General features: G+C 76.0%; 24 protein-coding genes. 12 read left to right on the forward strand and 12 right to left on the reverse strand.

Going from position 1 to position 23,942, the window contains the following annotated elements:
• Positions 1 to 149: 149 nt before the first annotated feature.
• The gene (locus ACGFZL_RS10000) at positions 150 to 668 is read left to right on the forward strand and encodes a transglycosylase SLT domain-containing protein (RefSeq protein ID WP_355169179.1); all 519 of its coding nucleotides are present in this window, start codon (positions 150 to 152) and stop codon (positions 666 to 668) included.
• A 139-nt stretch (positions 669 to 807) separates the two neighbouring features.
• Here ACGFZL_RS10000 and ACGFZL_RS10005 read toward each other — a convergent pair whose 3' ends face one another.
• On the reverse strand, positions 808 to 1,548 hold the full coding sequence (locus ACGFZL_RS10005; protein WP_393690387.1) for a class I SAM-dependent DNA methyltransferase: 741 nt from the start codon (positions 1,546 to 1,548) through the stop codon (positions 808 to 810).
• Positions 1,549 to 1,622: 74 nt separating this feature from the next.
• Between ACGFZL_RS10005 and ACGFZL_RS10010 the strand changes: the two genes are divergently transcribed.
• Positions 1,623 to 2,048, forward strand: coding sequence for a VOC family protein (locus tag ACGFZL_RS10010; protein WP_393690388.1), 426 nt, complete (start codon positions 1,623 to 1,625; stop codon positions 2,046 to 2,048).
• 10 nt (positions 2,049 to 2,058) lie between these two features.
• Here ACGFZL_RS10010 and ACGFZL_RS10015 read toward each other — a convergent pair whose 3' ends face one another.
• A complete protein-coding gene (locus ACGFZL_RS10015) occupies positions 2,059 to 2,640 on the reverse strand; it encodes a TetR/AcrR family transcriptional regulator (RefSeq protein WP_393690389.1) in 582 nt (193 codons plus the stop codon).
• Between the two features lie 164 nt (positions 2,641 to 2,804).
• On the opposite strand from ACGFZL_RS10015, the gene ACGFZL_RS10020 reads away from it, so the two are divergent.
• From ACGFZL_RS10020 to ACGFZL_RS10035, 4 genes are read left to right on the forward strand one after another with little or no spacing between them, the layout of a single operon-like run.
• Positions 2,805 to 3,395 (forward strand): (2Fe-2S)-binding protein, encoded by a 591-nt coding sequence (locus ACGFZL_RS10020; protein ID WP_393690390.1) that lies wholly within the window; start codon positions 2,805 to 2,807, stop codon positions 3,393 to 3,395.
• Complete coding sequence (locus ACGFZL_RS10025; protein WP_393690391.1) at positions 3,392 to 4,384, forward strand: FAD binding domain-containing protein; 993 nt, start codon at positions 3,392 to 3,394, stop codon at positions 4,382 to 4,384. Before ACGFZL_RS10020 ends, ACGFZL_RS10025 begins: the two co-directional genes overlap by 4 nt.
• Positions 4,381 to 6,522, forward strand: coding sequence for a xanthine dehydrogenase family protein molybdopterin-binding subunit (locus tag ACGFZL_RS10030; protein ID WP_393690392.1), 2,142 nt, complete (start codon positions 4,381 to 4,383; stop codon positions 6,520 to 6,522). Before ACGFZL_RS10025 ends, ACGFZL_RS10030 begins: the two co-directional genes overlap by 4 nt.
• The gene (locus ACGFZL_RS10035) at positions 6,515 to 7,630 is read left to right on the forward strand and encodes an XdhC family protein (protein WP_393690393.1); all 1,116 of its coding nucleotides are present in this window, start codon (positions 6,515 to 6,517) and stop codon (positions 7,628 to 7,630) included. The genes ACGFZL_RS10030 and ACGFZL_RS10035 overlap by 8 nt, the downstream gene beginning before the upstream one ends.
• A 25-nt stretch (positions 7,631 to 7,655) precedes the next feature.
• Here the strand turns inward: ACGFZL_RS10035 and ACGFZL_RS10040 are convergent, their stop codons facing one another.
• Genes ACGFZL_RS10040 through ACGFZL_RS10050 form a run of 3 tightly spaced genes read right to left on the reverse strand, consistent with a single transcriptional unit; the run spans position 7,656 to position 10,343 of the window.
• Positions 7,656 to 8,504, reverse strand: a complete 849-nt coding sequence (locus ACGFZL_RS10040; RefSeq protein ID WP_393690394.1) for a polysaccharide deacetylase family protein — start codon at positions 8,502 to 8,504, stop codon at positions 7,656 to 7,658.
• Positions 8,501 to 9,472 carry a DMT family transporter gene (locus ACGFZL_RS10045; protein WP_393690395.1) on the reverse strand — a complete coding sequence of 324 codons (972 nt, stop codon included), beginning with the start codon at positions 9,470 to 9,472 and terminating at the stop codon, positions 8,501 to 8,503. The genes ACGFZL_RS10040 and ACGFZL_RS10045 overlap by 4 nt, the downstream gene beginning before the upstream one ends.
• A gap of 16 nt (positions 9,473 to 9,488) precedes the next feature.
• The gene (locus ACGFZL_RS10050; protein ID WP_393690396.1) at positions 9,489 to 10,343 is read right to left on the reverse strand and encodes an SDR family NAD(P)-dependent oxidoreductase; all 855 of its coding nucleotides are present in this window, start codon (positions 10,341 to 10,343) and stop codon (positions 9,489 to 9,491) included.
• A gap of 261 nt (positions 10,344 to 10,604) precedes the next feature.
• Between ACGFZL_RS10050 and ACGFZL_RS10055 the strand changes: the two genes are divergently transcribed.
• Complete coding sequence (locus tag ACGFZL_RS10055) at positions 10,605 to 11,678, forward strand: MGDG synthase family glycosyltransferase (protein ID WP_393690397.1); 1,074 nt, start codon at positions 10,605 to 10,607, stop codon at positions 11,676 to 11,678.
• 1 nt (position 11,679) lies between these two features.
• Here ACGFZL_RS10055 and ACGFZL_RS10060 read toward each other — a convergent pair whose 3' ends face one another.
• Positions 11,680 to 12,069 (reverse strand): DUF5997 family protein, encoded by a 390-nt coding sequence (locus ACGFZL_RS10060; protein WP_393690398.1) that lies wholly within the window; start codon positions 12,067 to 12,069, stop codon positions 11,680 to 11,682.
• Positions 12,070 to 12,127: 58 nt separating this feature from the next.
• On the opposite strand from ACGFZL_RS10060, the gene ACGFZL_RS10065 reads away from it, so the two are divergent.
• On the forward strand, positions 12,128 to 12,931 hold the full coding sequence (locus ACGFZL_RS10065; RefSeq protein WP_393690399.1) for a LysR family transcriptional regulator substrate-binding protein: 804 nt from the start codon (positions 12,128 to 12,130) through the stop codon (positions 12,929 to 12,931).
• A gap of 26 nt (positions 12,932 to 12,957) precedes the next feature.
• Here ACGFZL_RS10065 and ACGFZL_RS10070 read toward each other — a convergent pair whose 3' ends face one another.
• Entirely contained in the window at positions 12,958 to 13,698 is a 741-nt protein-coding gene (locus ACGFZL_RS10070; RefSeq protein ID WP_393690400.1) for a DUF4142 domain-containing protein, read from the reverse strand.
• A gap of 63 nt (positions 13,699 to 13,761) precedes the next feature.
• The gene (locus ACGFZL_RS10075; RefSeq protein ID WP_393690607.1) at positions 13,762 to 14,253 is read right to left on the reverse strand and encodes an Lrp/AsnC family transcriptional regulator; all 492 of its coding nucleotides are present in this window, start codon (positions 14,251 to 14,253) and stop codon (positions 13,762 to 13,764) included.
• 228 nt (positions 14,254 to 14,481) lie between these two features.
• Here ACGFZL_RS10075 and ACGFZL_RS10080 point away from each other — a divergent pair, with 228 nt between their 5' ends.
• Both ACGFZL_RS10080 and ACGFZL_RS10085 read left to right on the forward strand, forming a co-directional pair.
• Positions 14,482 to 15,972, forward strand: a complete 1,491-nt coding sequence (locus ACGFZL_RS10080; RefSeq protein WP_393690401.1) for an FUSC family protein — start codon at positions 14,482 to 14,484, stop codon at positions 15,970 to 15,972.
• A 120-nt stretch (positions 15,973 to 16,092) separates the two neighbouring features.
• Positions 16,093 to 17,130, forward strand: a complete 1,038-nt coding sequence (locus ACGFZL_RS10085; RefSeq protein WP_393690402.1) for a lactonase family protein — start codon at positions 16,093 to 16,095, stop codon at positions 17,128 to 17,130.
• 83 nt (positions 17,131 to 17,213) lie between these two features.
• Here ACGFZL_RS10085 and ACGFZL_RS10090 read toward each other — a convergent pair whose 3' ends face one another.
• Positions 17,214 to 18,137 carry a sirohydrochlorin chelatase gene (locus ACGFZL_RS10090; protein WP_393690403.1) on the reverse strand — a complete coding sequence of 308 codons (924 nt, stop codon included), beginning with the start codon at positions 18,135 to 18,137 and terminating at the stop codon, positions 17,214 to 17,216.
• 174 nt (positions 18,138 to 18,311) lie between these two features.
• On the opposite strand from ACGFZL_RS10090, the gene ACGFZL_RS10095 reads away from it, so the two are divergent.
• On the forward strand, positions 18,312 to 19,016 hold the full coding sequence (locus ACGFZL_RS10095; protein ID WP_355169145.1) for a uracil-DNA glycosylase: 705 nt from the start codon (positions 18,312 to 18,314) through the stop codon (positions 19,014 to 19,016).
• An 8-nt stretch (positions 19,017 to 19,024) separates the two neighbouring features.
• Here the strand turns inward: ACGFZL_RS10095 and ACGFZL_RS10100 are convergent, their stop codons facing one another.
• Positions 19,025 to 20,179 carry a WD40/YVTN/BNR-like repeat-containing protein gene (locus ACGFZL_RS10100; RefSeq protein ID WP_393690404.1) on the reverse strand — a complete coding sequence of 385 codons (1,155 nt, stop codon included), beginning with the start codon at positions 20,177 to 20,179 and terminating at the stop codon, positions 19,025 to 19,027.
• Between the two features lie 47 nt (positions 20,180 to 20,226).
• Positions 20,227 to 21,915 (reverse strand): acyl-CoA dehydrogenase family protein, encoded by a 1,689-nt coding sequence (locus ACGFZL_RS10105; protein ID WP_393690405.1) that lies wholly within the window; start codon positions 21,913 to 21,915, stop codon positions 20,227 to 20,229.
• A 98-nt stretch (positions 21,916 to 22,013) separates the two neighbouring features.
• Between ACGFZL_RS10105 and ACGFZL_RS10110 the strand changes: the two genes are divergently transcribed.
• Positions 22,014 to 22,760, forward strand: a complete 747-nt coding sequence (locus ACGFZL_RS10110; RefSeq protein WP_393690406.1) for a PaaX family transcriptional regulator C-terminal domain-containing protein — start codon at positions 22,014 to 22,016, stop codon at positions 22,758 to 22,760.
• Positions 22,761 to 22,764: 4 nt separating this feature from the next.
• On the opposite strand, the gene ACGFZL_RS10115 is transcribed toward ACGFZL_RS10110, so the two are convergent.
• Positions 22,765 to 23,841, reverse strand: a complete 1,077-nt coding sequence (locus tag ACGFZL_RS10115; protein ID WP_393690407.1) for an NADH:flavin oxidoreductase/NADH oxidase — start codon at positions 23,839 to 23,841, stop codon at positions 22,765 to 22,767.
• Positions 23,842 to 23,942: the final 101 nt, after the last annotated feature.

Genomic DNA, 23,942 nt, shown 5'->3' on the forward strand with positions numbered 1-23,942 from the left:
CGGGGAGCCGAGCGCCGGACCGGACGGGAAGAGCTCGTCCGCAATCCAGACACCGGCCCTGATGACGCGAAGCCGCGTCGAGCGCGGACACCGCGTCGCCGACCCCCCAGTCGGCCTCCCCATGACGTCCCGAATGGAGAGGTACACCCATGCACGCCATCACCCGTCGCCTCAGTATCCGCAAGTCCGCCGTGGCTTCTCTCGCCGCCGCGGGCGCCGCAGCCGTCACCCTGACCCTCGCCCCGAGCCCGGCGCACGCCGCCGAGCCGGCCAAGGCCTCCACCGCGCAGACCCAGGCCCAGACCGACAAGATCGAGGCCATCGTCAAGGCCGGCGAGAAGAAGTACGGCGACAACCTGGACGGCTGGATCCGCACCGCCCTGGACGTCATGCACGCCAAGAAGATCCCGGGCAGCTACGACAGCCTGCACCGCAACATCATCCGCGAGTCGGCCGGCAACCCGAAGGCGCAGAACAACTGGGACGTCAACGCCCAGAACGGCGTCCCGTCCAAGGGCCTGCTGCAGACCATCCAGCCCACCTTCGACGCCTACCACGTCAAGGGCACGAAGGACTCCATCACCGACCCGGTCGCCAACATCGTCGCCGCCTGCAACTACGCGGCCGACAAGTACGGCTCCATGGACCAGGTCGACTCCGCCTACTGAGCGGACCCACAGACCGCCTGAGCCCCGGGGACAGCCGGTCCCGCGCGGAGGCCGGCGGGGCCCAGGCAGCACGGCGGGGGCCGGAGGGACGACACGTCCCGGCCGGCCCCCGCCTGCGTCGCACTCCGTGCAAGGGGCCTCAGGCCGGCTTGCGCCACACCGAGACGTGTTTCCCGCTGTCGTCGGTGAACGGCGACCCGTCCCAGTCCGCGACCCGCCGCTCCAGCGTCAGGCCGGCGATCCGGGCCATCAGGTCCAGCTCGGCCGGCCACGCGTACCGGTGCCGCGACGCGTCGCGCCGGTAGCGGCCGTCCGCGCCGTCCCGGGTCAGATGGTGCGAGACCAGCACCTGCTCGGCCAGGTGGAAGGTGTCGAAGCCGAGGTGGTGCTCGGAGACGTCGAACGGCACCGCGACCTGGCCGGGCGGCAGGAACCGGAGCGGCGGCACGCCCAGTTCGATCACGAAGCGGCCGCCGGGCGCCAGATGGCGGGCCGCGTTGCGGAAGCACTCCACCTGCTCGTCCTGCGTGAGCAGGTTGGAGATCGTGTTGTAGACCAGGTACACCACGGCGAACTCGCCGGGCACGGTGGCCGTGGCCATGTCCCCGAGGACGACCGGGAGCGTCTCCTCGCCGACCTTGCGCCGCAGCACCTCCGCCATGTGCGGCGAGTACTCGACACCCGCGACCGGCACCCCCCGCTCGCTGAGCGGCACGCCCACGCGGCCGGTGCCGATCGCGAACTCCAGGGCCCGGCCGTCGCCGGCCAGCGCGGCGAGGAAGTCCAGTACCGGACCCAGGACTTCGGGGGAGGAGTTCTCCTCCTCCTCGGCGTCGTAGCGTTCGGCGTTCTCCCGGCTCCACAGCTCACTGCTCGTCACGGCCGACCACCCTGCCCGACCCGGCGGCGCGCCGTCGACCGGATTTCCCGGCGGCACCCGGCACAGTGGACGGCATGGACATCAGTGGCGGCAACATCCTCGCCCGGGGTCGCGTGGCGACCCGGCTGCCGGCCCAGGACCTGGAGCGGGCCCGGCGCTTCTACGCCGAGCGGCTCGGCCTTGAGCCGGTCGACGAGCGGCCCGGCGGGCTGCTCTACCGCTGCTCGGACACCGAGTTCGCGCTGTTCACCTCCACGGGCTCCTCGCCCGGCACCTTCTCCCAGATGGGCTGGCAGGTGGACGACCTCGACGGCGTCGTCGCCGAACTGCGCAGCAAGGGAGTGGAGTTCGAGGAGGTCGACGTCCCCGGGTTCCGCACCGTGGACGGCATCGCCCACGTCGAGGGCCACTACCCGAGCAAGCACGCCCGCGGCGAGCGCGCCGCCTGGTTCCGCGACAGCGAGGGGAACCTGCTCGGCATCGGCGAACCGGTGGTCTGACGCCGCGTGATCACCGGCCCGGCGCCCCCGCCCGCAGGCCGTCCATGACGAGGTCCAGGAGTCGCGTGACCCGCGGCTGCCAGTCCTCGGCGGGGTCGACCTGCCAGAGCCCGGCGATGGCGAGGAAGAAGTCGTCGGCGCTCACGCCGGGCCGGACGGTGCCGGCCTCCTGCCCCGCCCGCAGCAGCAGCCCGACGGCGTCGAGGACCGGTGTCGGGCCCGGCTTGGCCGGTCCGCCGGGCGCGCTGGTGACCAGCCGGACGGCGTCGGCGAGGCCGGCCTTGGCCATCGCGAAGGCGGCCAGCCGGTCCATCCACTCGCGCAGCGCCCGGTCGGGACCGAGGGCGGCGAGCAGCCGGGGCGCCGCGTCGGCCACCTGCTGCATCTCGTGGCGGTAGACCTCCAGGACCAGCGCCTCGCGGTGCGGGAAGTTGCGGTAGAAGGTGCCCTGTCCGACGCCCGCCTTCCGGGCGATCAGGCTGAGCGGGACGTCGGCACAGCGGGTCAGTTCGGCCACGGCCACCTCCAGGATGCGCTCGCGGTTGCGCTGCGCGTCCGAGCGCAGGGGAATGTCCTTCCTCGGCTGGGGCACTTGTCTCTCCCTCCGTACCCGGGTCGGTGACCGGATCCCGACGCTTGCTGAGCGGACAGCTGTCCGTTACGTTTTCGGTAGAGCGGACAGTTGTCCGGTTGCCCGGCCAGCTTAGCCGCGCAGGTCAACCGGCACGAAGCGTGACGACACGAAGAAGGCTGACCATGGTCTCAGCACCCCCGTCGACGTCCAGCGCCATCACCCTGCACATCAACGGCGAGAAGCACCACCTGACCGTCGACCACCGCACCACCCTGCTCGACGCCCTGCGCGAGCGCCTCGATCTGACCGGCACCAAGAAGGGCTGCGACCAGGGGCAGTGCGGCGCCTGCACGGTCCTGGTCGACGGACGCCGCGCCGTCTCCTGCCTGAACCTCGCCGTCGCGGCCGAGGGCCGTGAGATCACCACCATCGAGGGCATGGCCGAGGGCGACGCGCTGCACCCCGTGCAGCAGGCGTTCCTCGACCTCGACGGCTACCAGTGCGGCTACTGCACGCCCGGGCAGATCTGCTCGGCCGTCGCCGTCATCGAGGAGCACGCGGCCGGCTGGCCCAGCGCGGTCACCGACGACGTGCGCCCCGACGCGGGGCCGCCACCGCTGACCCCGGAGGAGATCCGCGAGCGCATGAGCGGCAACCTGTGCCGCTGCGGCGCCTACGTCTCCATCGTCCGCGCGGTCGCCCGCGCCGCCGAGGACCACGAGCGGGCCCGGGAACGGCAGGCGGCCCCGAACGCCGAGGAGGCGGCGGCATGAGGGAGTTCGACTACCGCCGCGCCCAGGACGTCCCCGGCGCCGTGGCACTGCTCACCGACGATCCCGAGGCCCGCTTCCTGGGCGGCGGCACCAACCTGCTCGACCTGATGAAGGCCGGCGTCGAACGGCCCGCCCGGCTGGTCGACGTCCGCGAACTCCCGCTCGGCTCCGTCCAGTCGACGCCCGGCGCCGGCCTGCGCGTCGGCGCGACCGTCACCAACAGCGACCTCGCCGCCCACCCCGACGTCCGGCGCCGCTACCCGGCGCTCACCCAGGCGGTGCTGGCCGGCGCCTCGGGCCAGCTGCGCAACATGGCGACCGTCGGCGGCAACCTGCTCCAGCGGGTGCGCTGCGGCTACTTCACCGATGTGAGCCGGCCCTGCAACCGGCGGGTCCCCGGCAGCGGCTGCCCCGCCGTCACCGGCGAGCACCACAACCACGCCGTGCTCGGCGCCTCGGAGCACTGCGTCGCCGTGCACCCCTCGGACATGGCCGTGGCCCTCACCGCGTTCGACGCCGTCGTCTCCTACGAGAGCGCGGACGGCCCCGGCGAGCTGCCGCTCACCGACCTCTACCCGCCCGTCGGCGACACCCCGCACCGCGAGACCGCGCTGCCGCCCGGCGCCCTGATCACCGCCGTCACCCTGCCCCCGGCGCCGGTCGCCGCGCACTCCCGCTACCGCAAGGTGCGCGAGCGCGCCTCGTACGCCTTCGCGCTCGGCTCCGTCGCCGCCGCGCTGGACATCGAGGACGGCGTGGTGCGCGAGGCCCGGCTCGCCCTCGGCGCGGTCGCCTCCCGGCCCTGGCGGGCCCGCGCCGCGGAGGCCGTGCTGACCGGCGCGCCCGCCGACGGCGCCACATTCGCCGCCGCCGCGGACGCCGAACTGGCCGCCGCCCGGCCGCTGCCGGACAACGCCTACAAGGTGACCCTGATGCGCAACCTCGTGGTGGCCGTGCTCACCGAACTCGCGGAAGGGGCCACCCGATGACCACGACCACCACCGGCCGGTCCGCGGTCCGGGGAGCCGTCGGCACCCCGCACACCCGAATCGAGGGCCGCGACAAGGTCACCGGCGCCGCCCGCTACTCGGGGGAGGTCCCCTTCGCCGAGCTGGCCCACGGCTGGCTGGCGCTGTCCACCGTGGCCCGGGGCCGCGTCCGGTCCGTCGCCACCGAGCCCGTCCTCGCCATGCCCGGCGTCCTCGCGGTCCTGCACCACGGCAACGCCCCGCGCCTGCACACCGACTACGTCGGGATGCTGGGCACGCCGCCCGACCCGACCGCCACCGTCTTCCAGCACGACCGGGTCCCGCACGCGGGCTGGCCGGTGGCGCTGGTCGTCGCCGAGACGCCCGAGCAGGCCCGGGAGGCCGCCGAGGCGCTGGAGGTGACGTACGACGAGGAACCCCACGACACCGTGCTGCGCGCCGACGGCCCCGGCGAGGGCGACGCGGCCGACACCGAGGAGAAGGGCGACCTCGCGGCCCGGCTCGCCGACTCCGCGACCGTCGTGGACGAGGTGTACACCACCCCCGAAGAGCACCACTCCATGATGGAACCGCACGCCGCGACCGCCCGCTGGGACGGCGGACGCCTCGACGTCACCGACTCCAACCAGGGCGTCGGCTGGGTCCGGGGCGAACTGGCGACGCTGTTCTCGCTGGACGAGTCCGCCGTGCGGGTCCGCTCCGAGCACATCGGCGGAGGCTTCGGCAGCAAGGGCCTGCGCGCCCACCAGGTGGCCGCCGTGATGGCGGCGACCCAGCTGCACCGCCCGGTGCGCGTGGTCATGACCCGGCGCCAGATGTTCTCCCTGGCCGGCTACCGCAGCCCCACCACCCAGCGGGTCCGGCTCGGCGCCGGCCCCGACGGGCGGCTGCTCGCCCTGGAGCACCGCTCGCTGAGCCAGACGGCCACCGGCTACGAGTTCACCGAGGCGTGCGCCGCCTTCGCCCGCGTCATGTACGACGCCGACGCCCACCGCACCGCCAACGCCTGCGTCCCGCTCGACGTGCCGTCACCGACCTGGATGCGCGCGCCCGGCGAGGCCCCCGGCTCCTTCGCCCTGGAGTCGGCCCTCGACGAACTCGCCGAGCGGACCGGGATCGACCCGGTCGAACTCCGGCTGCGCAACGACCCCGAGACCGGCCCGGTCTCCGGACTCCCCTTCAGCAGCCGCAACCTGGCCGCCTGCTTCCGCGAGGGCGCCCGGCGCTTCGGCTGGGCCGGCCGCGACCCGCGCCCCGGGGTGCGCCGCGAGGGCCGCTGGCTGCTGGGCACCGGCACGGCCGCCGCCTCCTACGGCGCCGGGGCCGGCCCGTCCACGGCGCTGGTCACCGCCGAGGCCGACGGCGCCTTCACCGTACGGATCGCCGCCGCCGACCTCGGCACCGGCGCCCGCACCGCGCTCACCCTGGTCGCCGCCGACGCGCTGGAGGTGCCGACCGAGCGGGTCCGGGTGCGGATCGGTGACAGCGACTTCGGGCCCGCCTGGATCGCCGGCGGCTCCATGGGCACCCGCTCCTGGGCCTGGGCGATCAACGCGGCCGCCGCCGAACTGCGGGAACGCCTCGCCCTCGGCACCACCGTCCCGCCGGAGGGCATCACCGTGCGCTCCGACACCACCGAGGCGCTGGCCGCGCTCGCGAAGAAGGAACGGCACGCCTTCGGGGCGCAGTTCGCCGAGGTCGCCGTGGACACCGCCACGGGCGAGGTACGGGTGCGGCGGATGCTCGGCATCTTCGCGGCCGGCCGGATCGTCAACCCGCTCACCGCCCGCAACCAGCTGGTCGGCGGCATGACCTGGGGCCTCTCCATGGCCCTGCACGAGGAAGCCGTCCGCGACCACGCGAGCGGTGGCCACTACGGCCCCGACCTGGCCGGCTACCACGTCGCCACGCACGCCGACGTGCCCGACGTCGAGGCGGACTGGGTGGCCGACCCCGACCCCGACGACCCGGTCGGCATCAAGGGCGTGGGCGAGATCGGCATCGTCGGCGCCGCCGCGGCCGTCGCCAACGCCGTCTGGCACGCGACCGGGGTCCGCCAGCGCCACCTGCCCATCCGGCCCGACCGGGTGCTCACGGCGGGGACGGGCCCCGCGGTCCGGGGTGCGGCGGATGCTTGACCTCGCGCGGGAGCTGCACGGCTGGCTGGCCGAGGGCCGGGAGTTCGCCGTCGCCACCGTCGTCTCCGTCGGCGGCAGCGCGCCGCGCGGACCCGGCGCCGCGCTCGCCGTCGACGCCGAGGGCACGGTGCTCGGCTCGGTCTCCGGCGGCTGCGTGGAGGGCGCGGTGTACGAGCTGTGCGCGGCGGCGCTGCGCGACGGGCGGACGGTGCGCGAACGGTTCGGCTACAGCGACGACGACGCCTTCGCGGTCGGCCTGACCTGCGGCGGCGTCATCGACGTCGTGGTCACGCCGGTGCGCGGGCCCTCGCGCGAGGTGTTCGGGGCGGCCCTCGCCGAGGCCGCCGGGGGCGGGGCGGCGGCGCTCGCCCGGGTGGTCGACGGACCCGAGGCGCTGCTCGGGCGGGCCCTGCTGGTCCGGCCCGACGGGTCCCGCGCGGGCGGCCTCGGCGGCCACCCCGAGCTGGACCGCACGGCCGCCGCCGAAGCCCTTGCCCTGCTGGACGCCGGCCGCACGGGCACGGTCGCGCTCTCGGAGGACGGCTCCCACTGCCCCGGCGGCCTCACCCTGCTGGTCGAGGCCACACTGCCGCCACCGCGCATGATCGTCTTCGGGGCGGTGGACTTCGCGGCGGCGCTGGTGCGGGCCGGCAAGTTCCTCGGCCACCACGTCACCGTCTGCGACGCCCGCCCGGTCTTCGCCACGCCGGCCCGCTTCCCGGAGGCCGACGAGGTCGTCGTCGACTGGCCGCACCGCTACCTGCGGCGCACCGCGACCGACGCGCGCACCGTGCTGTGCGTGCTCACCCACGACGCCAAGTTCGACGTGCCGCTGCTGACGGAGGCCCTGCGGATGCCGGTCGCCTTCGTCGGCGCCATGGGCTCCCGCCGCACCCACGAGGACCGCACCCGGCGGCTGCGCGAGGCCGGCCTCGGCGAGAGCGAACTGGCCCGCCTGCGCTCACCCATCGGCCTGGACCTCGGCGCCCGCACCCCCGAGGAGACGGCCCTGTCCATCGCGGCGGAGATCGTCGCGACCCGCCACGGCGGCACGGGGACGCCGCTCACCGGGGGAGCGGCCCCCATCCATCCGGAGGCGGCGGCTTGAGCCCCGAGGCTGCCCTCCGGAGGGATCAGGTCGGTCTGGCGGTCCTCGCGGCCCGGCTTCGCCCGGGGGCGTCGGTGGCCGGTCCGGTGCTCCCCGCCGGTAGCGCGCCGGCACCCCACCCGACCCCGGCCGGGCCCGTGCCGGGCACCCCGTGCTCCCCGAGCGGCCCCACCGTGAGGCCCCGTTCCCGGCAGTCGGCCACCACGGCCGGGAGCGCGGCCAGGGTGGTGCGCCAGCTGTCCGGGGCCGAGGCGTGGTCGGTGTCGTGCAGGAGGATGGTGCCGCCGGGCCCCGTCGCCGACGCGATGTCGGCCCGTACCGACGCCGGCGTGGCGTCGGCCCGCCAGTCCCGGCCCCACGTCGTCCACAGCACCGGCCGGAGCCCCATGCGCCGGGCGGCGAGCCAGCGGCCGGAGGTGAGGATGCCGTAGGGCGGGCGGTACCAGTACGGGGCGGTCCCGGTGACCTCGCGCACCGTCCGCGCGGCCCGGCGCAGCTCGCGGACGTCCCGGGCCGGCGACGGCAGCCAGGGGCGGTCGTGCGCCCAGCCGTGCAGCGCGACCTCGTGCCCCCGGCGGGCCAGCTCGCGGGCCGTCTCGGGATGGCGCGCGACGCTCTCGCCCAGCACGAAGAAGGTGGCCCGCACACCGAGTCCGTCCAGCGCGTCGAGGAAGCGCGGGGTGGCGGCCGGGTCGGGTCCGTCGTCGAAGGTCAGCGCGATGTGCCCGGGGTGGCCGAGGCCGGCCAGCGCCGGGAGGCAGCGCCGGCGCAGTCCGGGCAGCCAGGTCGCGGCCGGCCCGATGTGCGCCAGCGCGGCGACGGCCGGGAGGGCGGCGTACGCCACCCGTCGCCCGGCCCGGGAACCCTCACTCATCCGTCGCTCCTCCCGAGACCCCGTCCCGACTCCTGTCCCCGCCCCTCACCCGCCACCACCCCCGGCCCGTCCCGCGCGTCCGGCCCCTCCCGCGCCCCCGGCGCGGTGTCCCAGGCCCCGTGCACCGAGGGCGCGCGGGCCAGCCCCACGCTGCCCAGGCCGATCAGCGCCACCCCGGCCAGCTCGGGCAGCACCCGCACCCCGAGGGCGATCTCCTCGTCGAACAGCGCCCAGCCCAGGGCGACGCTGGTCAGCGCGTCCCCGAGGGTGAGCGCCGGCTGGGAGGCCGCCAGGGTGCCGGCCCGCAGGGCGCTCTGGAGGAGCAGGAAGCTGGTCCCGCCGACCACCGCCGTGGCGTACGGCGGCCACTGCGCCAGCACCGCGCCCACCCCCTGGGGCAGCCGCCCGGTGACCTCCTTGAGCAGCGCCGCCGTCCCGCCGAACCCGACCGCGGACGCCGAGCCGAACAGCGCCGCGCGCGGCGCGCCCCGTACCGCGCGCCCGGCCGCCACCAGGCCCGCCATCAGGCAGACGAGGACCGCGCCCGCCCACCCCCAGCGACCCGCGGTCGCGATGTCCCGGCCCGGTGTGGGGGAGGCGGAGCCGAGGAACAGCGCGAGGCCCACCGCGAGGGCCGCGAACGCCAGCCAGGTCCGGGTGTCGGGGCGCCGGTGGAAGACCAGGCTGCCCACCACCAGCGTGAACAGCAGCTCGGTGGCCATCAGGGGCTGGACCACGGCCAGGCTGCCCACCGCGAGGGCGGCGGCCTGGAGCACCGTCGTCAGCGCGAGCAGCGCCGCCCCGCCCACCCAGTACCGGTCCCGCACCAACCGCAGCAGCGAGCGCACCGCCGTGTGCACCGCGCCCGGCCGGTCCTCGTCCTGGGCGGCGGCCCGGCGCTGCAGCACCGACGCCGCCGCGTTGGAGAACGCGGCGGCCAGGGCCAGCAGCACGGTGAGCGCGCTCACCGCGGCGCCGGCCCGCTCATCCGAACCGCGCGGCCAGCCACCGGTACAGCCCCGGCGCGGCCCCGCGGACCCGGCACGGCACCCGTAGCCAGCCGGGCACGTAGACCTCGTCCCGGCCCCGCAGTGCGGCCGTCCGCACGGCCTCGGCCACCCGTTCGGCCGGCACAGGGCGCGGGCGGGAGCGCCGGTAGGGCGTGCCACGGCGCTCGAAGAACGGCGTGTCCACCACCCCGGGCACCACATGCGTGACGCCCACGCCGGTGCCGAGCAGCTCGTAGCGGAGCGCGTCCGCGAAGGTGCCGAGGGCCGCCTTGGCCGCGGAGTACACCGCCTCGTCCCGCACCGCGACGCACCCGGCGAGCGAGCCGACCAGCACCACCCGCCCCGTGCCCGCCGCCACCATGCCCGGCAGGAGCAGCCGCACCAGGCGCAGGGTGGCGAGGACGTCGGTCTCGAAGACCTCCTCGATGGCGTGCGGCGGCATGTCCCGGAACTCCCCGGCCCAGCCCACCCCGGCACCGGCCACCAGCAGGTCCACCGACCCCACCGAGGCCAGCGTGAAGTCGGTGAGCTGCCGGTCGACGCCCGGCAGGGTCAGATCGGCGGCGTAGGCGGTGGCGGAGGTGTCCTCGGCCACCCGGCGCAGCCGGTCGGGGTCCCGCCCGCTGAGCACAAGCCGCCAGCCGCCCTCCGCGCCGAGGCGGCGTGCCACGGCGGCGCCGATCCCCGAGGACGCCCCGGTCACCAGCGCGGTGCGGACCCCCGCGCCCCGCTTCGCCGAGGGCTCGGCGCGAGGCCGGGCACGCGCCGCGTCGGGCGCGGCCACCTGCGGGCCGGCCGCCGGCCGGGGGCGGGAGAAGGCAGGGACCATGGGGACCACCTTGGCTCGGGGCGGACACCGGACCTGACACCGGCCGGGGCGGCCGGCCCCGGCATCCGACCGGACGGGCGCTCACGGAGTATCCCCCAGCCCTAGCCCGAAACGCCCCCTATGGGCGGTTTGAGGTGTGCGATGGCGGCAACCTGGACGGCCGTGCACCCACGCCCGAGCAGCAGAGCAGCCCCCCGGCCGGCCGCGCCGCCGGGGGAGGTCCCTCGCGGTCCCCGGCGGCTGCTGGTGGTCAGCGCCGGCATGGGCGCCGGGCACGACACCGTCGCCACCGAGCTGGCCCGCCGGGCCCGCGAGCGCGGCGACGAGGCCCTCGTCGTCGACGTGCTCACCCTGCTGCCCCGGGGCCTCGGCCGCGCGCTGCGGTGCTTCTACCGCGGCTCGGTCCGCCATGCCCCCTGGGTCTACGCCGCTCTGTACCGCCTGTTCCTGCGCCCCGGCGCCGGACGCCGCCCGAGCGGCACGCCCCTCGCGCAGCTGGCCGGCTCCCGGCTGCTCGCCCTGGCCGAGCGCACCGGCGCGGACGTGGTGGTGCCCGTCTTCCACCTCGGCGCCCAGCTGACCGGGCACCTGCGCGCGGCGGGGCTGCTCCGCGTGCCCGCCGTGGTCCTCGTCATCGACTTCGCCGTGCACCGGCAGTGGCTCCACCCGGGCAACGACCACACCCTGTGCCTCACCCCCGACGCCGCCCGCGAGGCGCGGCGGGCCACCGGCCGGCCGGCCGAGGCGTGCGGGCCGGTGGTGGCGCCGGAGTTCCTCCCGCCCGGGCCGGACGCCGCGACCTGGCGGCGCCTCTTCGACCGGCACGCCCCGGGCCGGGCCCCCGTCGTGCTGTCCGCCGGCGCCTGGGGCGTCGGCTCTGACCTGTGCCGCACCGTCCGGCTACTGGCCGGGCACGGGTTCCTGCCGGTCGTGCTGTGCGGGGACAACGGCCGGCTGCGCCGGGAGGCAGCCGCCGTCCCGGGCGCGCTCGCCCTGGGCTGGGTCAGTGACATGCCAGGGCTGCTGCACGCCGCCCGCGCCCTGGTCGACAACGCCGCCGGCCAGACCGCCGTCCAGGCGCTGGCCGCCGGGCTGCCCGTCGTGGGGTACCGCCCGATCCCCGGCCACGGCGCGGACGGCGTCCGGCGGATGGCCGCGCTCGGCCTCTCGGACCACGCCGAGGACGACGACGCGCTGCTCGGCGCCCTGCGCCGGCTCACCGCCGACGGGCCGGCCCGTCGGACGCGGATCGCCGCCGGGCGCGCGCTGTTCGCGGGCGACGCGCTGACCCGGGTGGTCGCACTGGCCGATACCGCCCGCCCGGGCGCCCCCTGAGTCAGCCCCGCTGGGCCCGCTCCGCGTGCAGCTTCTTCACCCGGGCCGTCTCCTCGCGGACGCCGGCCTGGACCGTGCGCTCCCGCTCCAGCCACTCGGGGCGTTCCTGCTTGAGCGCCTCGATCTGCTCGGTGGTGAGCGCCTCCGTCACGCCGCCCCGGTGCAGCCCGGCGATGGAGACGCCCAGCTTGGCCGCCACCACCGGCCGGGGGTGCGGGCCGTCGCGGCGCAGGTCGCGCAGCCACGCGGGCGGGTCGGTCTGGAGCGCGTTCAGCTCCGCCCGCGAGACGACGCCCTCCTGGAACTCGGCGGGTGTGGCCTCGAGGTACACACCCAGCTTCTTGGCCGCGGTCGCGGGCTTCATGGTCTGGGTGCTCTGGTGCTGCGTCATGCCGTCAAGGGTATCGAGCGTGTGCGGGGCCCCCGACCACGCCCGGTAACCTGGCCAGGTGACGGCCTCGGAAGAACCCCCCTCGTTCCGGCTCGCGTACGTCCCGGGGGTGACGCCCGACAAATGGGTGCGCGTCTGGAGGGAACGCCTGCCGGACGTCCCGCTGACCCTGGCCCAGGTGCCCGCCGCCGAGGCGGAGGCCGCCCTGCTCGGCGGTGCCGCCGACGCCGGCCTGGTGCGGCTTCCCGTCGACCGGACCCGGCTCAGCGCGATCCCGCTCTACACCGAGACGACGGTCGTGGTGGTGCCCAAGGACCACCTGGTCACCGCCGCCGACGAGGTCACCGCGGAGGACCTGGCCGACGAGATCGTGCTGCACCCCCTGGACGACGTCCTCGGCTGGGAGCGGCCGCCCGGCCGGCCCGCCCTGGAGCGCCCGGCCTCCACCGCGGACGCCGTCGAGCTGGTGGCGGCCGGCATCGGCGTCCTGGTCGTCCCGCTGTCCCTGGCCCGCCTGCACCACCGCAAGGACCTCACCCACCGGACCGTCACCGACGTCACCGGTTCCGGTGTGGCCCTGTCCTGGCCCGAGGACGCGCACACCGACCGCGTCGAGGACCTGATCGGCATCGTCCGCGGCCGGACCGTCAACAGCACCCGGGGCCGGCAGCCCGCGCCGGCCGAGCGCAAGGGCGAGCGGGCCGGGGCGGCGTCGGCGCGACGGGGCGGTTCGAGTGGCTCCGGTGGCGCGAAGGGCGCCAAGAACCCGAAGGGTGCCAGGGGTGCCAAGGGCGACGCCAAGGGGGCGAAGGGCGGCGCCTCCGGTGGCCGCCGAGGCCGGCCGGGCAAGCCCCGCCGCTGAGCCCCGGCCGCTGAGCCCCGACGGCGTCACCCCACGGTGGGCGCGGCTGCCGGCGGCGTGATCGTGACGCCGAGCCCGGGCGGCTCGCTCAGCACCCGCACCGGCTCACCCCCCTGCGGCGCCGGCGGCGTCAGCTGCGGCTTCGGCAGCCCCGGCGGGGCCGTCTGCTGGAGGTTGACCTGGTCGAAGTTGACCAGTCCGGTCTTCTCCAGCACCGAGATGTGGTCCAGGACGGTGTCGTTCGCCTGGTCGGCCAACTGCCGCACCAGGGAGTTCTTCGTGTTGGCGCGGATCTTGGCGACCACGGGGAAGATCTGGCCGTGCGTGACGCGCATGATGTTCACCGCCGTGGTGTCGAACTGCCGGCCCGTGGTGCCGTCCACGGTCGCCACGAACTGCTGCTGCTGCGGGGAGGCCAGGTTGGGCAGGGTGATGCCCAGTTCCGGCGCGATCCGGCGGCAGGTCGCGTCGAGCCGGGCGTGCCCCGCGACCAGGTGCCGGCCGGCCTCCCGCAGCTCCGGGGTGGTGCCCCGCTCCATGGCCAGCAGCCCCAGCGGGTGCTCCCACAGCCCGGCGGCCCGCACCTTCACCACGAAGTCCCGGTCGGCCTCGGTGAGCGGTCCGTACCGCGTCTCGGCGACGACCCGGTCCTGCCGGGCCGCCGTGTTCCGCATGCCGAGCATCGTCGGGTAGACCAGCGCGGTGAGGGTGAGGACCAGGGCACCGGCCACGAGGGCGGTCCCTGCCGTGGCGCGCCTGACGCGCATCGTGCCTCCAGGGGCGAGAACGGGCTCGGACACCTGGAGATACGGACGCGGGCCCCGGATCGATCAGTCCGTACGCCGATCCGCCCGCGCCGTCCGCCCGATCGACTCCACCAGCGGCAGCATCCGGTGCGGGACGCGCTCGCGCAGCGCCACCTCGCTGCGGGTGCGCACCACCCCCGGCACGCTGATCAGCTTCTGCACCACGTCCTCCAGATGCGCGTTGTCGCGGGCCACCACCCGGGTCAGCAGATCCCCGCCGCCGGTGATGGAGAACGCCTCGACGATCTCCGGCACGGCCGCGAGCGCCTCGCCCACCTCGTCCAGGTGCCCCTGGGTGACCTCGATGTGCACGAAGGCGAGCACCGGGTGGCCCAGCGCGGCGGGGGAGAGGGCGGGCGCGGTGCCGGTGATCACCCCGTCCCGCTCCAGCCGGTCGAGACGGGCCTGGAGCGTCCCGCGGGCCACCCCGAGCAGCCGGGCGTACTCGCGCACGCTGGTGCGCGGCTGCTCCAGGAGCAACCGCAGGATGCGGGTGTCGAGTTCGTCCACGGCCATCGCGTATCGCCTCTCGTCGGCCATTGGCTCTCCGATGGCCGGGTGGATCCGGCGCCTACTGTACCAATGGCTCACTCTGCGAGGTTGCAGTTGAGCCAGTGGCAGGTGGGATGGTCATATGGGGGAGTCGATGGCGCTGCGGACCCCCGCGGCGCCTTTTGCATGCCGGTGACCGACGACCCGGTGACCGACGACGAAGACACGACAGAGGCAAGGGGGCGGTAGCAGGTGCTCAAGAAGGTGTTCACGGCCCCGGACCCGGGCCGCGTGCGGCTGCGCTTCGCCGCGCGGGCCGTCCTCGGCATCGCCCTGGCCGTGGCCGGCTGCGGTCTGGCCGGCGCCTCCCTGCCCGGCGCCGTCGTCGGCGGGCTCGCCGCGCTGCTCGCGCTGTTCACCGTCACGGACCCCACCGTGCGCGGCCAGGCGCTGACCACCGCGCTGCTGCCGGCGGTCGGGCTGCCGGTGCTGGCCGCCGCCGCCGCGCTGCACGACCTGCCGGTCGCCCGGGACCTCGCCTTCGCCGCCGTGGTCGGGGCGGGCGTCTACGCCAGGCGCTGGGGGCCGCGCGGCCACAGCCTCGGCGTGTTCGGCTTCATGACCTTCTTCGTCGCCCAGTTCCTGCACGCCACCCCGGCCCGGCTGCCGGAGATGTACGGCGCCGTGCTCCTCTCGCTGGCCGCCGCAGCGGCCGTCCGTTTCGGCGCCTGGTGCTACGAGCACCGGCTGCCGCCGACGCCGGTGCCCACCCCGCCGGCCGGCGCCGGCCTCGCGCGCGTCACGACCCGGCAGGCGGTGCAGGCCACCGCGGGCGCCGGTTTCGCGCTGGTCGTGGGCCACCTGGTCTCCGGCGACCGCTGGTACTGGGCCGTCGGCGCCACCTGGTGGGTCTTCGTGAACACCGTCTCGCGTGGCGAGACCCTGGTCCGCGGCTTCCGCCGGGTCCTCGGCACGGTCCTCGGCATCGGCCTCGGCCTGCTGGTCGCCGTCCCCGTGTCCGGCTCCCCGCTGCCCACGGCCGTCCTCGTCGCCGCCTGCGTCTTCGGCATCTTCTACACCGCAGCCGTGTCCTACACCTGGATGATGCTGTGCGTGACGCTCCTCGCCGAGCTGCTCTACGGCCTGCTCGGCGTCCTCAGCCCCGGCCTGCTCGCGCTGCGCCTGACCGAGACCGGCGTGGGGGCGCTCGGCGCGGCGCTCGCGGTGCTGCTCGTGCTGCCCGTCACCACGCACGCGGTCACCGACGGCTGGATCCAGCGCGCCCTGCGCTGTGTGCACGCCTGCACCGCCGAGGCCGCCGCCCGGCTGGCCGGCACCGAGGGCGCCGACCCGGCGCCCCGGGTGGCCGAGCTGGAGCAGCTGCTCGGCCGGGTGCGCCTGTCGGTGGCCCCGCTGGTGCACCCGCTGCACCCGATGCGGGGCCGCAAGGAGCGGGCCCGCACGGTGCTCGCGCTGCTCGACGACTGCGCCCGGGAGGTGCGCGGCCTGGTGGCCGTCGCCGCCGACCCCGAGGCCTCGCACGACGCCCGGCTCACCGCCGCCTGCCAGCGGGTCGAGGCCGCGGTGGAGGCGCTCACCGGCGGCGGGGCCGTCCCCGCCCGCGCGGAGGGGCCGCACGCGGTCGAGGGCGCCCTGGCTCACCTGCACGAGCTGGAGCGAGCCCTGGCCGACCTGGCCACGCCGCTCGGCGCGCCGTCGCGCTCACGGCTGGTCGGCGCCTGACGCGAACGGGCGTCCCCGGCGTCCCTTTGGTCTAGACCGCAGTTGATCGACTGCTACCGTCACCCCGGGTGCCGACCGGCGCGGCACCCGCGACAGCAGGCGGCACGAGAGGGGACAGCGGTGGCGGACGGCGGCAGGCGGCAGCGGCGGGCGTTCATCGGATCGTTCACGGCGGCCGGGGGCCCCGGGATCGTGACGGCGGCCCTCGCGCCGGACAGTGGCGCGCTCACGCCGCTGAGCAGCGTGAACGGCGTACCCGACCCCTCGTACCTGGCCCTCGCCCCCGACGGGGACACGCTCTACGCCGTCAGCGAGACCTCACCGGGCGCGGTGGCCGCCTACCGCGTGACCGGCGACGTCCCCGAGCCCGCAGGCCGCCCGGTGCCGGTCGACGGCGACGGGCCGACCCATCTCAGCCTGCACGCCGGGCACGTCCTGACCGCCAACTACGGCTCCGGCAGCGTCACGGCCGTGCCGCTGCGCCCCGACGGCACCCTCGCCCGGGCCGCATCCGGTGTCCTCGCGCACACCGGCTCGGGACCGCACGCCCAGCGCCAGCAGGCGCCCCACGCCCACCAGGTGCAGCCCGACCCGAGCGGCCGGTGGGCGGTCAGCGTCGACCTCGGCACCGACTCGGTGCGCGTCTGCGCCCTGACCGACGGCGGCGACCTCACCCTGCACCGGGAGATCGCGCTGCGCCCCGGCTCGGGACCCCGGCACCTCGCCTTCCACCCGACCGGCACCCACGCCTACGTCGTCGGCGAACTGGTGCCGCTCGTCACCGTCTGCCGCTGGGACGCCGCCGAGGGAGTGCTGCGCCCGGTCGCCGAGGTGCCGGTGCTGCCGACGGTGCCCACGGGCGACGCGTACCCGTCGGGCATCGTCGTCTCGCCCGACGGCCGCTTCGTGTGGACCGCGACGCGCGGCGAGGACGTGCTGTCCGCGTTCGCCGTCGAGGGCGACACCCTGCGCCCGCTGGGCACGGTCCCCTGCGGCGGCCACTGGCCGCGGGCGCTCGCCGAGTCGGGCGGCTTCCTGTACGTCGCCAACGAGCGCTCGGGCGACGTCACCTGGTTCGCCGTCGACCCCCGCACCGGCCTGCCCGGCCGGGCAGGCGCCATCGCCGTGCCGGCGGCGTCCTGCGTGGTCTTCGACTGACCCGCCCGGTACGACCGTGTGGGTACGGCGAAGGGCCCGCCCCCGGTGCCGGGACGGGCCCCTCGCCCTTGTCGGTACGCGGCTCAGTGCGCCGGCGTGCCCTGCGGCTGCTGCGGCGAGATGCCGAGCGCCGTCGTGTACTTGGCGAGCGCCAGCTTGCCGATCGCCGGGTAGGGGCCGAGCGGCTCCGCGACGGCGCAGCCCGCCTCCTCGGCCGCCTGCGCCAGCAGCCCCGCGTCGATCTCCGGGCCGATCAGATACGGGGCGAGCGCCAGGTTCTGCGAGCCCGAGGAGCGCAATTGCTCGGCCACGGACGCGATCGAGCCCTCCTGGTCCAGGGCCGCCGCCATCACCGGCACGGCCAGCCGCGCCGCGAGGAGCATGCCGGTGATCCCGGCCGCCTGCACGGCCTCGTCACCGCCCACCGACGCCAGCACGATGCCGTCGGCCGCCGTCGCCACGGTGAACAGCCTCGCCCGGTCGGCGCGGGCCAGGCCGGCCTCGGAGAGCCGCACGTGCAGCGCCTCGGCGAGCAGCGGGTGCGGGCCGAGCACGTCGGTCAGCTCGGCCGCGATCCGGCTGTCCATGACGGCCTGGCGGATCCGGCGCAGCAGCGCGGCGTCCGGGCCGGCGAGCAGCGGCACGACCACCGCGACCGGGCCCTCGGGCTCGGCGACGTCAAGACCGGCGGCGACCGCCTGCTCGTAGCGGGCGGCGCGCTCCTCCGCGGCCCGCGCGAGCACGGCCGGCAGCGTCGGGAACTCCGTGTCGTCCCCGTCCAGGTGTCCGATCCGCACGTCCAGGCCGGGCAGCTCGGAACGGGCGATGCTCACCACCTCGTCGGCGAGTGAACGGACGGCACCGCTGGGGGTGCCCGGCACCGCGAGCACGAGGGCGGGCGCGCCCTCGGGAGCCACCAGGGGCTCGGGGCGGCGGTGCCGCCCCGGCTGGCGGGGGCGCGGCATTCGTACGGGCAGGCCGGACGCGGGACCGGTGGAGGAGCTCATGGCGCCGCATGTTACTGGCTTGCCGGGCTCCCCTGTTCGGGGAGGGTGCAGGTGAGCGGTATCCGTCCGGTTTTGTCTGATGAGCGGTCTACGGACCGGACGACACCGGCACGATTCACCCCCGCCGGGGACCGGTATCGGCCACCCTCCGCACAGGTCGCTAGAGTTCCCGTCGTGGCACCACGACCTCTGCACGAACTCGTCGAAGCGGGCTGGGCGAAGGCCCTCGAACCGGTGGCCGGCCGCGTCGCGGCCATGGGTGACTTCCTGCGCGCGGAGATAGCGGCCGGACGCCGCTACCTGCCCGCCGGGGAGCACGTCCTGCGGGCGTTCCAGCAGCCCTTCGACGACGTCCGCGTCCTGATCGTCGGACAGGACCCCTACCCGACGCCCGGCATGCCGATCGGGCTGAGCTTCGCGGTGGCGCCCGAGGTGCGCCGGCTGCCGCCGAGCCTGATCAACATCTTCCAGGAGCTGGGCACCGACCTCGGCGCGCCCGCCCCCGCGAACGGGGACCTCTCGCCCTGGACCGGCCAGGGCGTGCTGCTGCTGAACCGGGCGCTGACCACCCGGCCGGGATCGCCGGGTTCGCACCGGGGCAAGGGGTGGGAGGAGGTCACCGAGCAGGCCATCCGCGCGCTCGCCGAACGGGACAAGCCGCTGGTGTCGATCCTGTGGGGCCAGGACGCCCGCAGCCTCAAGCCCTTCCTGAACCGCTACCCGGTCATCGAGTCCACCCACCCCTCGCCGCGCTCCGCCGACCGCGGCTTCTTCGGCTCCCGCCCCTTCAGCCGGGCCAACGACTTCCTCACCCAGCAGGGAGCCGCCCCGGTCGACTGGCACCTGCCCGCCCAGCGCCAGGCGCCGCCCGGCGAGTAGCGGGGCGTTCACCCGACGACGGCGGCCCGCACGCACAGCACGTCCGGCAGATGGGCGGCCAACTGCCGCCAGCTGTCGCCGTCGTCGTCGGAGGCGAACAGCTCGCCGTTGCGGTTGCCGAAGTACACCCCGGCCCGCTCCCCGGCGTCGTCGGTGCACAGCGCGTCGCGCAGCACGGTGCCGTAGTGGTCCTCGGCCGGCAGGCCCGCGGTGAGCGGCTCCCAGGTCTCGCCCGCGTCGGTCGTACGGAACACCCGGCACCGGTGTCCGGCCGGCACCCGGTCCGCGTCGGCGTTGATCGGGAAGACGTACGCCGTGCCGCCGCGGGCCGGATGGGCGGCCACCGCGAAGCCGAAGGTGGAGGGCAGGCCGGCGCCGATGTCCGTCCAGTGCCCGCCGGCGTCGTCGCTGCGGTACACCCCCCAGTGGTTCTGGAGGTAGAGCCGATCGGGGTCCGCCGCGTCGCGGGCGACCTTGTGCACGCACTGGCCGAACTCCGGGTCGGGCTCCGGCAGGAAGACCGCGGACACCCCGGAGTTGGCCGGCTCCCAGCTCGCCCCGCCGTCCCGCGTGCGGAAGACGCCCGCCGTGGAGACGGCCACCGTCACCGCGTCCGGGTCGCGCGCGTCGGTGAGGACGGTGTGCAGCCCCTCCCCGCCGCCGCCCGGCACCCAGCGGTCCCGGGTCGGGTGCTCCCACAGCGGCCGGACCAGCTCGAAGCTCGCCCCGCGGTCCTCCGAGCGGTAGAGCGCCGCCGGTTCCGTCCCCGCGTACACCACGTCCGGCTCCGCGGCGGACGGGTGCAGCTGCCAGACCCGCTCGAGGGAGGCGCCGGTGTCCCGGGGGAAGCGGACGGCCGGTGCGGGCGGCTCGGTCCAGGTGCGGCCCAGGTCGTCGGAGTGGAACACCGACGGACCCCAGTGCGCGCTGTCGCCGCCGGCCAGCAGCCGCGGGGTGCCCGCACGGGTGTCGACCGCGACCGAGTAGACCGCCTGGGCGTTGAAGTACGGGCGCTCGTCGAACTCCCAGGCGCCGCCCCGTCGGCGCCCGATGAACAGCCCCTTACGGGTGCCGACGGCCAGCAGTACCTCGGTCATGCCGATCACCTCCGTGCTGCCCGGGACGCCTTCGTCCCCGACACCGGCCAGTCTGCACCCCGGCACTGACAGTCACCTCTCAGCCCGGCCGCGCCGCAGGTGGGAGGCGCTTCCTAGCTCGGCAGCGCCCGGGTCAGCACGCCGTCGAGGTCGGTCCCGTCGGGCAGGGTGCCGAAGGAGTGCCCCCAGTCGCCGCCGAGCCGGCTGGCGCAGAAGGCGTCGGCGACCGCCGGCGGGGCGTACCGGACCAGCAGGGAGCCCTGGAGGACGAGGGCCATCTGCTCGACCAGCCGCCGGGCGCCGGCCTCGGTCGCCGCGGCCAGCCGGGTCTCCAGGCTGGCCACGGCCGCGTCGAGGCGGGCGTCCGCCCCGCGCGCCAGGGCCAGTTCGGCGAAGAGGGCGTGCGCGGTGGCGGGGGAGCGGCGCAGCGCGCGCAGCACGTCGAGCGCGTTGACGTTGCCCGAGCCCTCCCAGATCGACAGCAGCGGCGCCTCCCGGTAGTGCCGGGGCATGCCCGAGTCCTCCACGTAGCCGTTGCCGCCCAGGCACTCCAGGGCCTCCGCCGTGAACGCCGGGCCGCGCTTGGTCACCCAGTACTTGCCGACGGCGGTGGCGATCCGCCGGAAGGCCGCCTCCCCGGCGTCCCCGCGCGCCGCGCGGTCGGCGGCCCCGGCCAGCCGCAGGGTCAGTGTCGTCGCCGCCTCGGACTCCACGGCCAGGTCGGCGAGGACATTGCGCATCAGCGGCTGGTCCCGCAGCCGCGCCCCGAAGGCGGTGCGGTGCGTCACGTGGTGGCCGGCCTCCACCAGCGTCTTGCGCATCAGGGCCGCCGAGGACATCACGCAGTCCAGGCGGGTGCAGTTGACCATCTCGATGATGGTCTTCACGCCCTGCCCCTCGGGCCCCACCAGCCAGGCCACCGTCCCGTCGAACTCCGGCTCGGAGGAGGCGTTGGACCGGTTGCCGAGCTTGTCCTTCAGGCGCTGGATGCGGAAGGTGTTGCGGCTGCCGTCGGGCAGCACCCGCGGCAGCAGGAAGCAGGACAGGCCGCCGGGCGCCTGGGCCAGCACCAGGAAGAGGTCGGACATCGGCGCCGAGGTGAACCACTTGTGCCCGCGCAGCGTGTACAGGCCCGGCTCGCCGGTCGGCGTGGCCGTGGTGGCGTTGGTCCGCACGTCCGAGCCGCCCTGCTTCTCGGTCATCCCCATGCCGGCCAGCAGGCCACGCTTGGTCGTCGGCACCTCCAGGCCCGGCTGGTACTCCCGGCTGGTCAGCAGCGGCTCGTACACCGCGGCCAGCTCCGGCTGGGCGCGCAGCGCGGGCACGGCCGCGTAGGTCATCGAGGTGGGGCAGCCGTGGCCGGCCTCGGTGTGCCCCCACACCAGCGCGCCGGCGATCCGCGCGACATGGGCGCCGGCCCGCCCGTCCGCCCAGGGCGCGGCGGCCAGGCCCTCGCCGACCGCGACCCGCATCAGGTGGTGCCAGCTCGGGTGGTACTCCACCTCGTCCACGCGGGTGCCGTACCGGTCGTGGGTGCGCAGCACCGGCTCGTGCCGGTTGGCCAGGTCGCCCCACTCCTGCGCCTGGACGCTGCCGGCCCGGAGGCCGAGCCGCCGCACGTCCTCCTCGGCCCAGCCGGCGCCCTCCCGGCGCAGCCCCTCCAGGAGAGCGGGGTCGGCGGCGGCGTCGTACGGGGCCAGGGGAGGGGGCTGGTTGGTGACCTCGTGCGTGGCGTACCCGGCCGGGTGGTCCGCGCTTCCGGTCCGGTCGTGCTCGTACGGCTGCTGCGCGAGAGTGGTCATGGCAGGAGTGTTGCACCGATCCTGCGGTCGCAGCAATCGTGCAACACGGATCGGGCGGCGGGGAGCGGAGGGAATCGAGCCACGTAAGGTACGTCCCCATGCGAACGGACGACTCGGTGCCGCCGGACGATCTCGCGCCGCGCCCGTTGTCCGCGCGGTCGGTCGTCCTCAGCCTGCTGCTCGGCACGCACCCCGCCGAGCTGCCCGCCCGGGAGCTGGTGCGGCTGGTGGAGCGCTTCGGCGTGGGCGGGTCCACGGTGCGCGCGGCCCTCAGCCGCATGGTGGGCGCCGGGGACCTGTGGCGCACGGAGTCCGGATACCGGCTGAGCGAACGGCTCCTGGAGCGCCAGCGCCGCCAGGACGAGGCCGTGCGCCCGCGCGCGCACGCGTGGCGCGGGGACTGGGAGCTGGTGGTGGTCACCGCGACGGGCCGCGAGCCCGCCGAGCGCGCCGACCTGCGGACCCGGCTGACCGCCCTGCGCCTGGCCGAGCTGCGCGAGGGCGTCTGGCTGCGCCCGGCCAACCTGAGCCGGCCGCTGCCCGCCGCGCTCGGCCGGGTGGCCGAGCTGGGCACGGCGCGGCCGGCCCGGCCGGGTCCCGAGCTGGCCGCGGAGCTGTGGCCGCTCACCGCGTGGGCGGCGACCGCCCGCTCGCTGCTCGCCCACGTCGCCCGGGCCGCGCACCCGGCCGAGCGCCTCGCCGCGTTCGCGGCCGTCGTACGCCACCTGCTCGCCGACCCCGTGCTGCCGCCGGAGCTCCTGCCGGCCGACTGGCCGGGCGCGGAGCTGCGCGACGCCTACACGGGCTACCAGCGCGAGCAGGCCGCCGGGGTGGGCGCCGGCTGACGGGTCACACCGAGCGGTGGTACTGGTCCGGGACGTGGACCTCGGCGCCCAGCTCCCGCGCCGCGTGCCGGGCCCAGGACGGGTTGCGCAGCAGCTCGCGGCCGAGCAGGACCGCGTCGGCCTCCCCGTTGGCGAGGATCTTCTCCGCCTGCTCGGCGCCGGTGATCAGCCCGACCGCCGCTACCGGCAGGGTGGTGGCCGCCTTCACCCGCGCCGCGAAGGGCACCTGGTAGCCGGGGCCGACCGGGATAGGCGCCTTGACGTTGCCGCCGGAGGAGACGTCGAGGAGGTCCACGCCGTGCGCCTGGAGGTCGCCGGCCAGGCGGACCGTCTCCTCGGGCGTCCAGCCGCCCTCGTCCAGCCAGTCGGTGGCCGAGACGCGGAAGAACACCGGCTTGTCCTCGGGCCACACCGCGCGCACCGCGTCGACCACCTCCAGGGCGAGGCGGACGCGGTTCTCGTACGAGCCGCCGTAGGCGTCGGTGCGGTGGTTGGAGTGCGGGGAGAGGAACTCGTGGATCAGGTAGCCGTGCGCGCCGTGCACCTCCGCGACCTCGAAGCCCGCGGCCAGCGCGCGCTCGGCGGTGGCCGCGAACTGGCCGACGATCTCCGCGATCCCCTCGGTGGTCAGCTCCGTCGGCACCGGGTGTCGTTCGTCGAAGGCGAGCGGGCTCGGGCCGACCGGCTGCCAGCCGTGCGCCTCGGGGCCGACCGGCTCCCCGCCCTTCCAGGGGCGGTCGGTCGACGCCTTGCGCCCGCCGTGCGCCAGCTGGATGCCCGGCACGGTGCCCTGCCCGGCCAGGAAGCGGGTGATCCGGCCGAACGCCTCGGTCTGGGCGTCGTTCCACAGGCCCAGGTCGTAGGGCGAGATCCGGCCCTCGGGGGAGACCGCGGTGGCCTCGGTGAGGATCAGGCCGGTGCCGCCGGCCGCGCGTGCCGCGTAGTGCGCGAAGTGCCAGTCGTGCGGGGCCCCGGCCGCCGGGCCGGCCGGCTCCGCGGAGTACTGGCACATCGGCGCCATCCACGCCCGGTTGGGGACGGTGACGCCGCGCAGGCGGAGGGGCTCGAAGAGGGCGCTCACGGGTGCTCCTTGGTCGGGATACCGGGACACGACTCGTACGATAGCCGTCGTAGTACGGTGAATGTCAAACTACTAGCGTTCTCGTACAATGGGGGGCGCCC

Source organism: Streptomyces sp. NPDC048182, assembly GCF_043202555.1.
GTDB lineage: Bacteria > Actinomycetota > Actinomycetes > Streptomycetales > Streptomycetaceae > Streptomyces.

Bases quoted from the DNA above. Each gene is read 5' to 3' on its own strand.
- ACGFZL_RS10000 (WP_355169179.1), top strand. From the start codon at position 150: ATGCACGCCATCACCCGTCGCCTCAGTATCCGCAAGTCCGCCGTGGCT.
- ACGFZL_RS10010 (WP_393690388.1), top strand. From the start codon at position 1,623: ATGGACATCAGTGGCGGCAACATCCTCGCCCGGGGTCGCGTGGCGACC.
- ACGFZL_RS10020 (WP_393690390.1), top strand. From the start codon at position 2,805: ATGGTCTCAGCACCCCCGTCGACGTCCAGCGCCATCACCCTGCACATC.
- ACGFZL_RS10025 (WP_393690391.1), top strand. From the start codon at position 3,392: ATGAGGGAGTTCGACTACCGCCGCGCCCAGGACGTCCCCGGCGCCGTG.
- ACGFZL_RS10030 (WP_393690392.1), top strand. From the start codon at position 4,381: ATGACCACGACCACCACCGGCCGGTCCGCGGTCCGGGGAGCCGTCGGC.
- ACGFZL_RS10035 (WP_393690393.1), top strand. From the start codon at position 6,515: ATGCTTGACCTCGCGCGGGAGCTGCACGGCTGGCTGGCCGAGGGCCGG.
- ACGFZL_RS10040 (WP_393690394.1), bottom strand. From the start codon at position 8,504: ATGAGTGAGGGTTCCCGGGCCGGGCGACGGGTGGCGTACGCCGCCCTC.
- ACGFZL_RS10050 (WP_393690396.1), bottom strand. From the start codon at position 10,343: ATGGTCCCTGCCTTCTCCCGCCCCCGGCCGGCGGCCGGCCCGCAGGTG.
- ACGFZL_RS10055 (WP_393690397.1), top strand. From the start codon at position 10,605: ATGGGCGCCGGGCACGACACCGTCGCCACCGAGCTGGCCCGCCGGGCC.
- ACGFZL_RS10060 (WP_393690398.1), bottom strand. From the start codon at position 12,069: ATGACGCAGCACCAGAGCACCCAGACCATGAAGCCCGCGACCGCGGCC.
- ACGFZL_RS10070 (WP_393690400.1), bottom strand. From the start codon at position 13,698: ATGCGCGTCAGGCGCGCCACGGCAGGGACCGCCCTCGTGGCCGGTGCC.
- ACGFZL_RS10075 (WP_393690607.1), bottom strand. From the start codon at position 14,253: ATGGCCGTGGACGAACTCGACACCCGCATCCTGCGGTTGCTCCTGGAG.
- ACGFZL_RS10090 (WP_393690403.1), bottom strand. From the start codon at position 18,137: ATGAGCTCCTCCACCGGTCCCGCGTCCGGCCTGCCCGTACGAATGCCG.
- ACGFZL_RS10105 (WP_393690405.1), bottom strand. From the start codon at position 21,915: ATGACCACTCTCGCGCAGCAGCCGTACGAGCACGACCGGACCGGAAGC.
- ACGFZL_RS10110 (WP_393690406.1), top strand. From the start codon at position 22,014: ATGCGAACGGACGACTCGGTGCCGCCGGACGATCTCGCGCCGCGCCCG.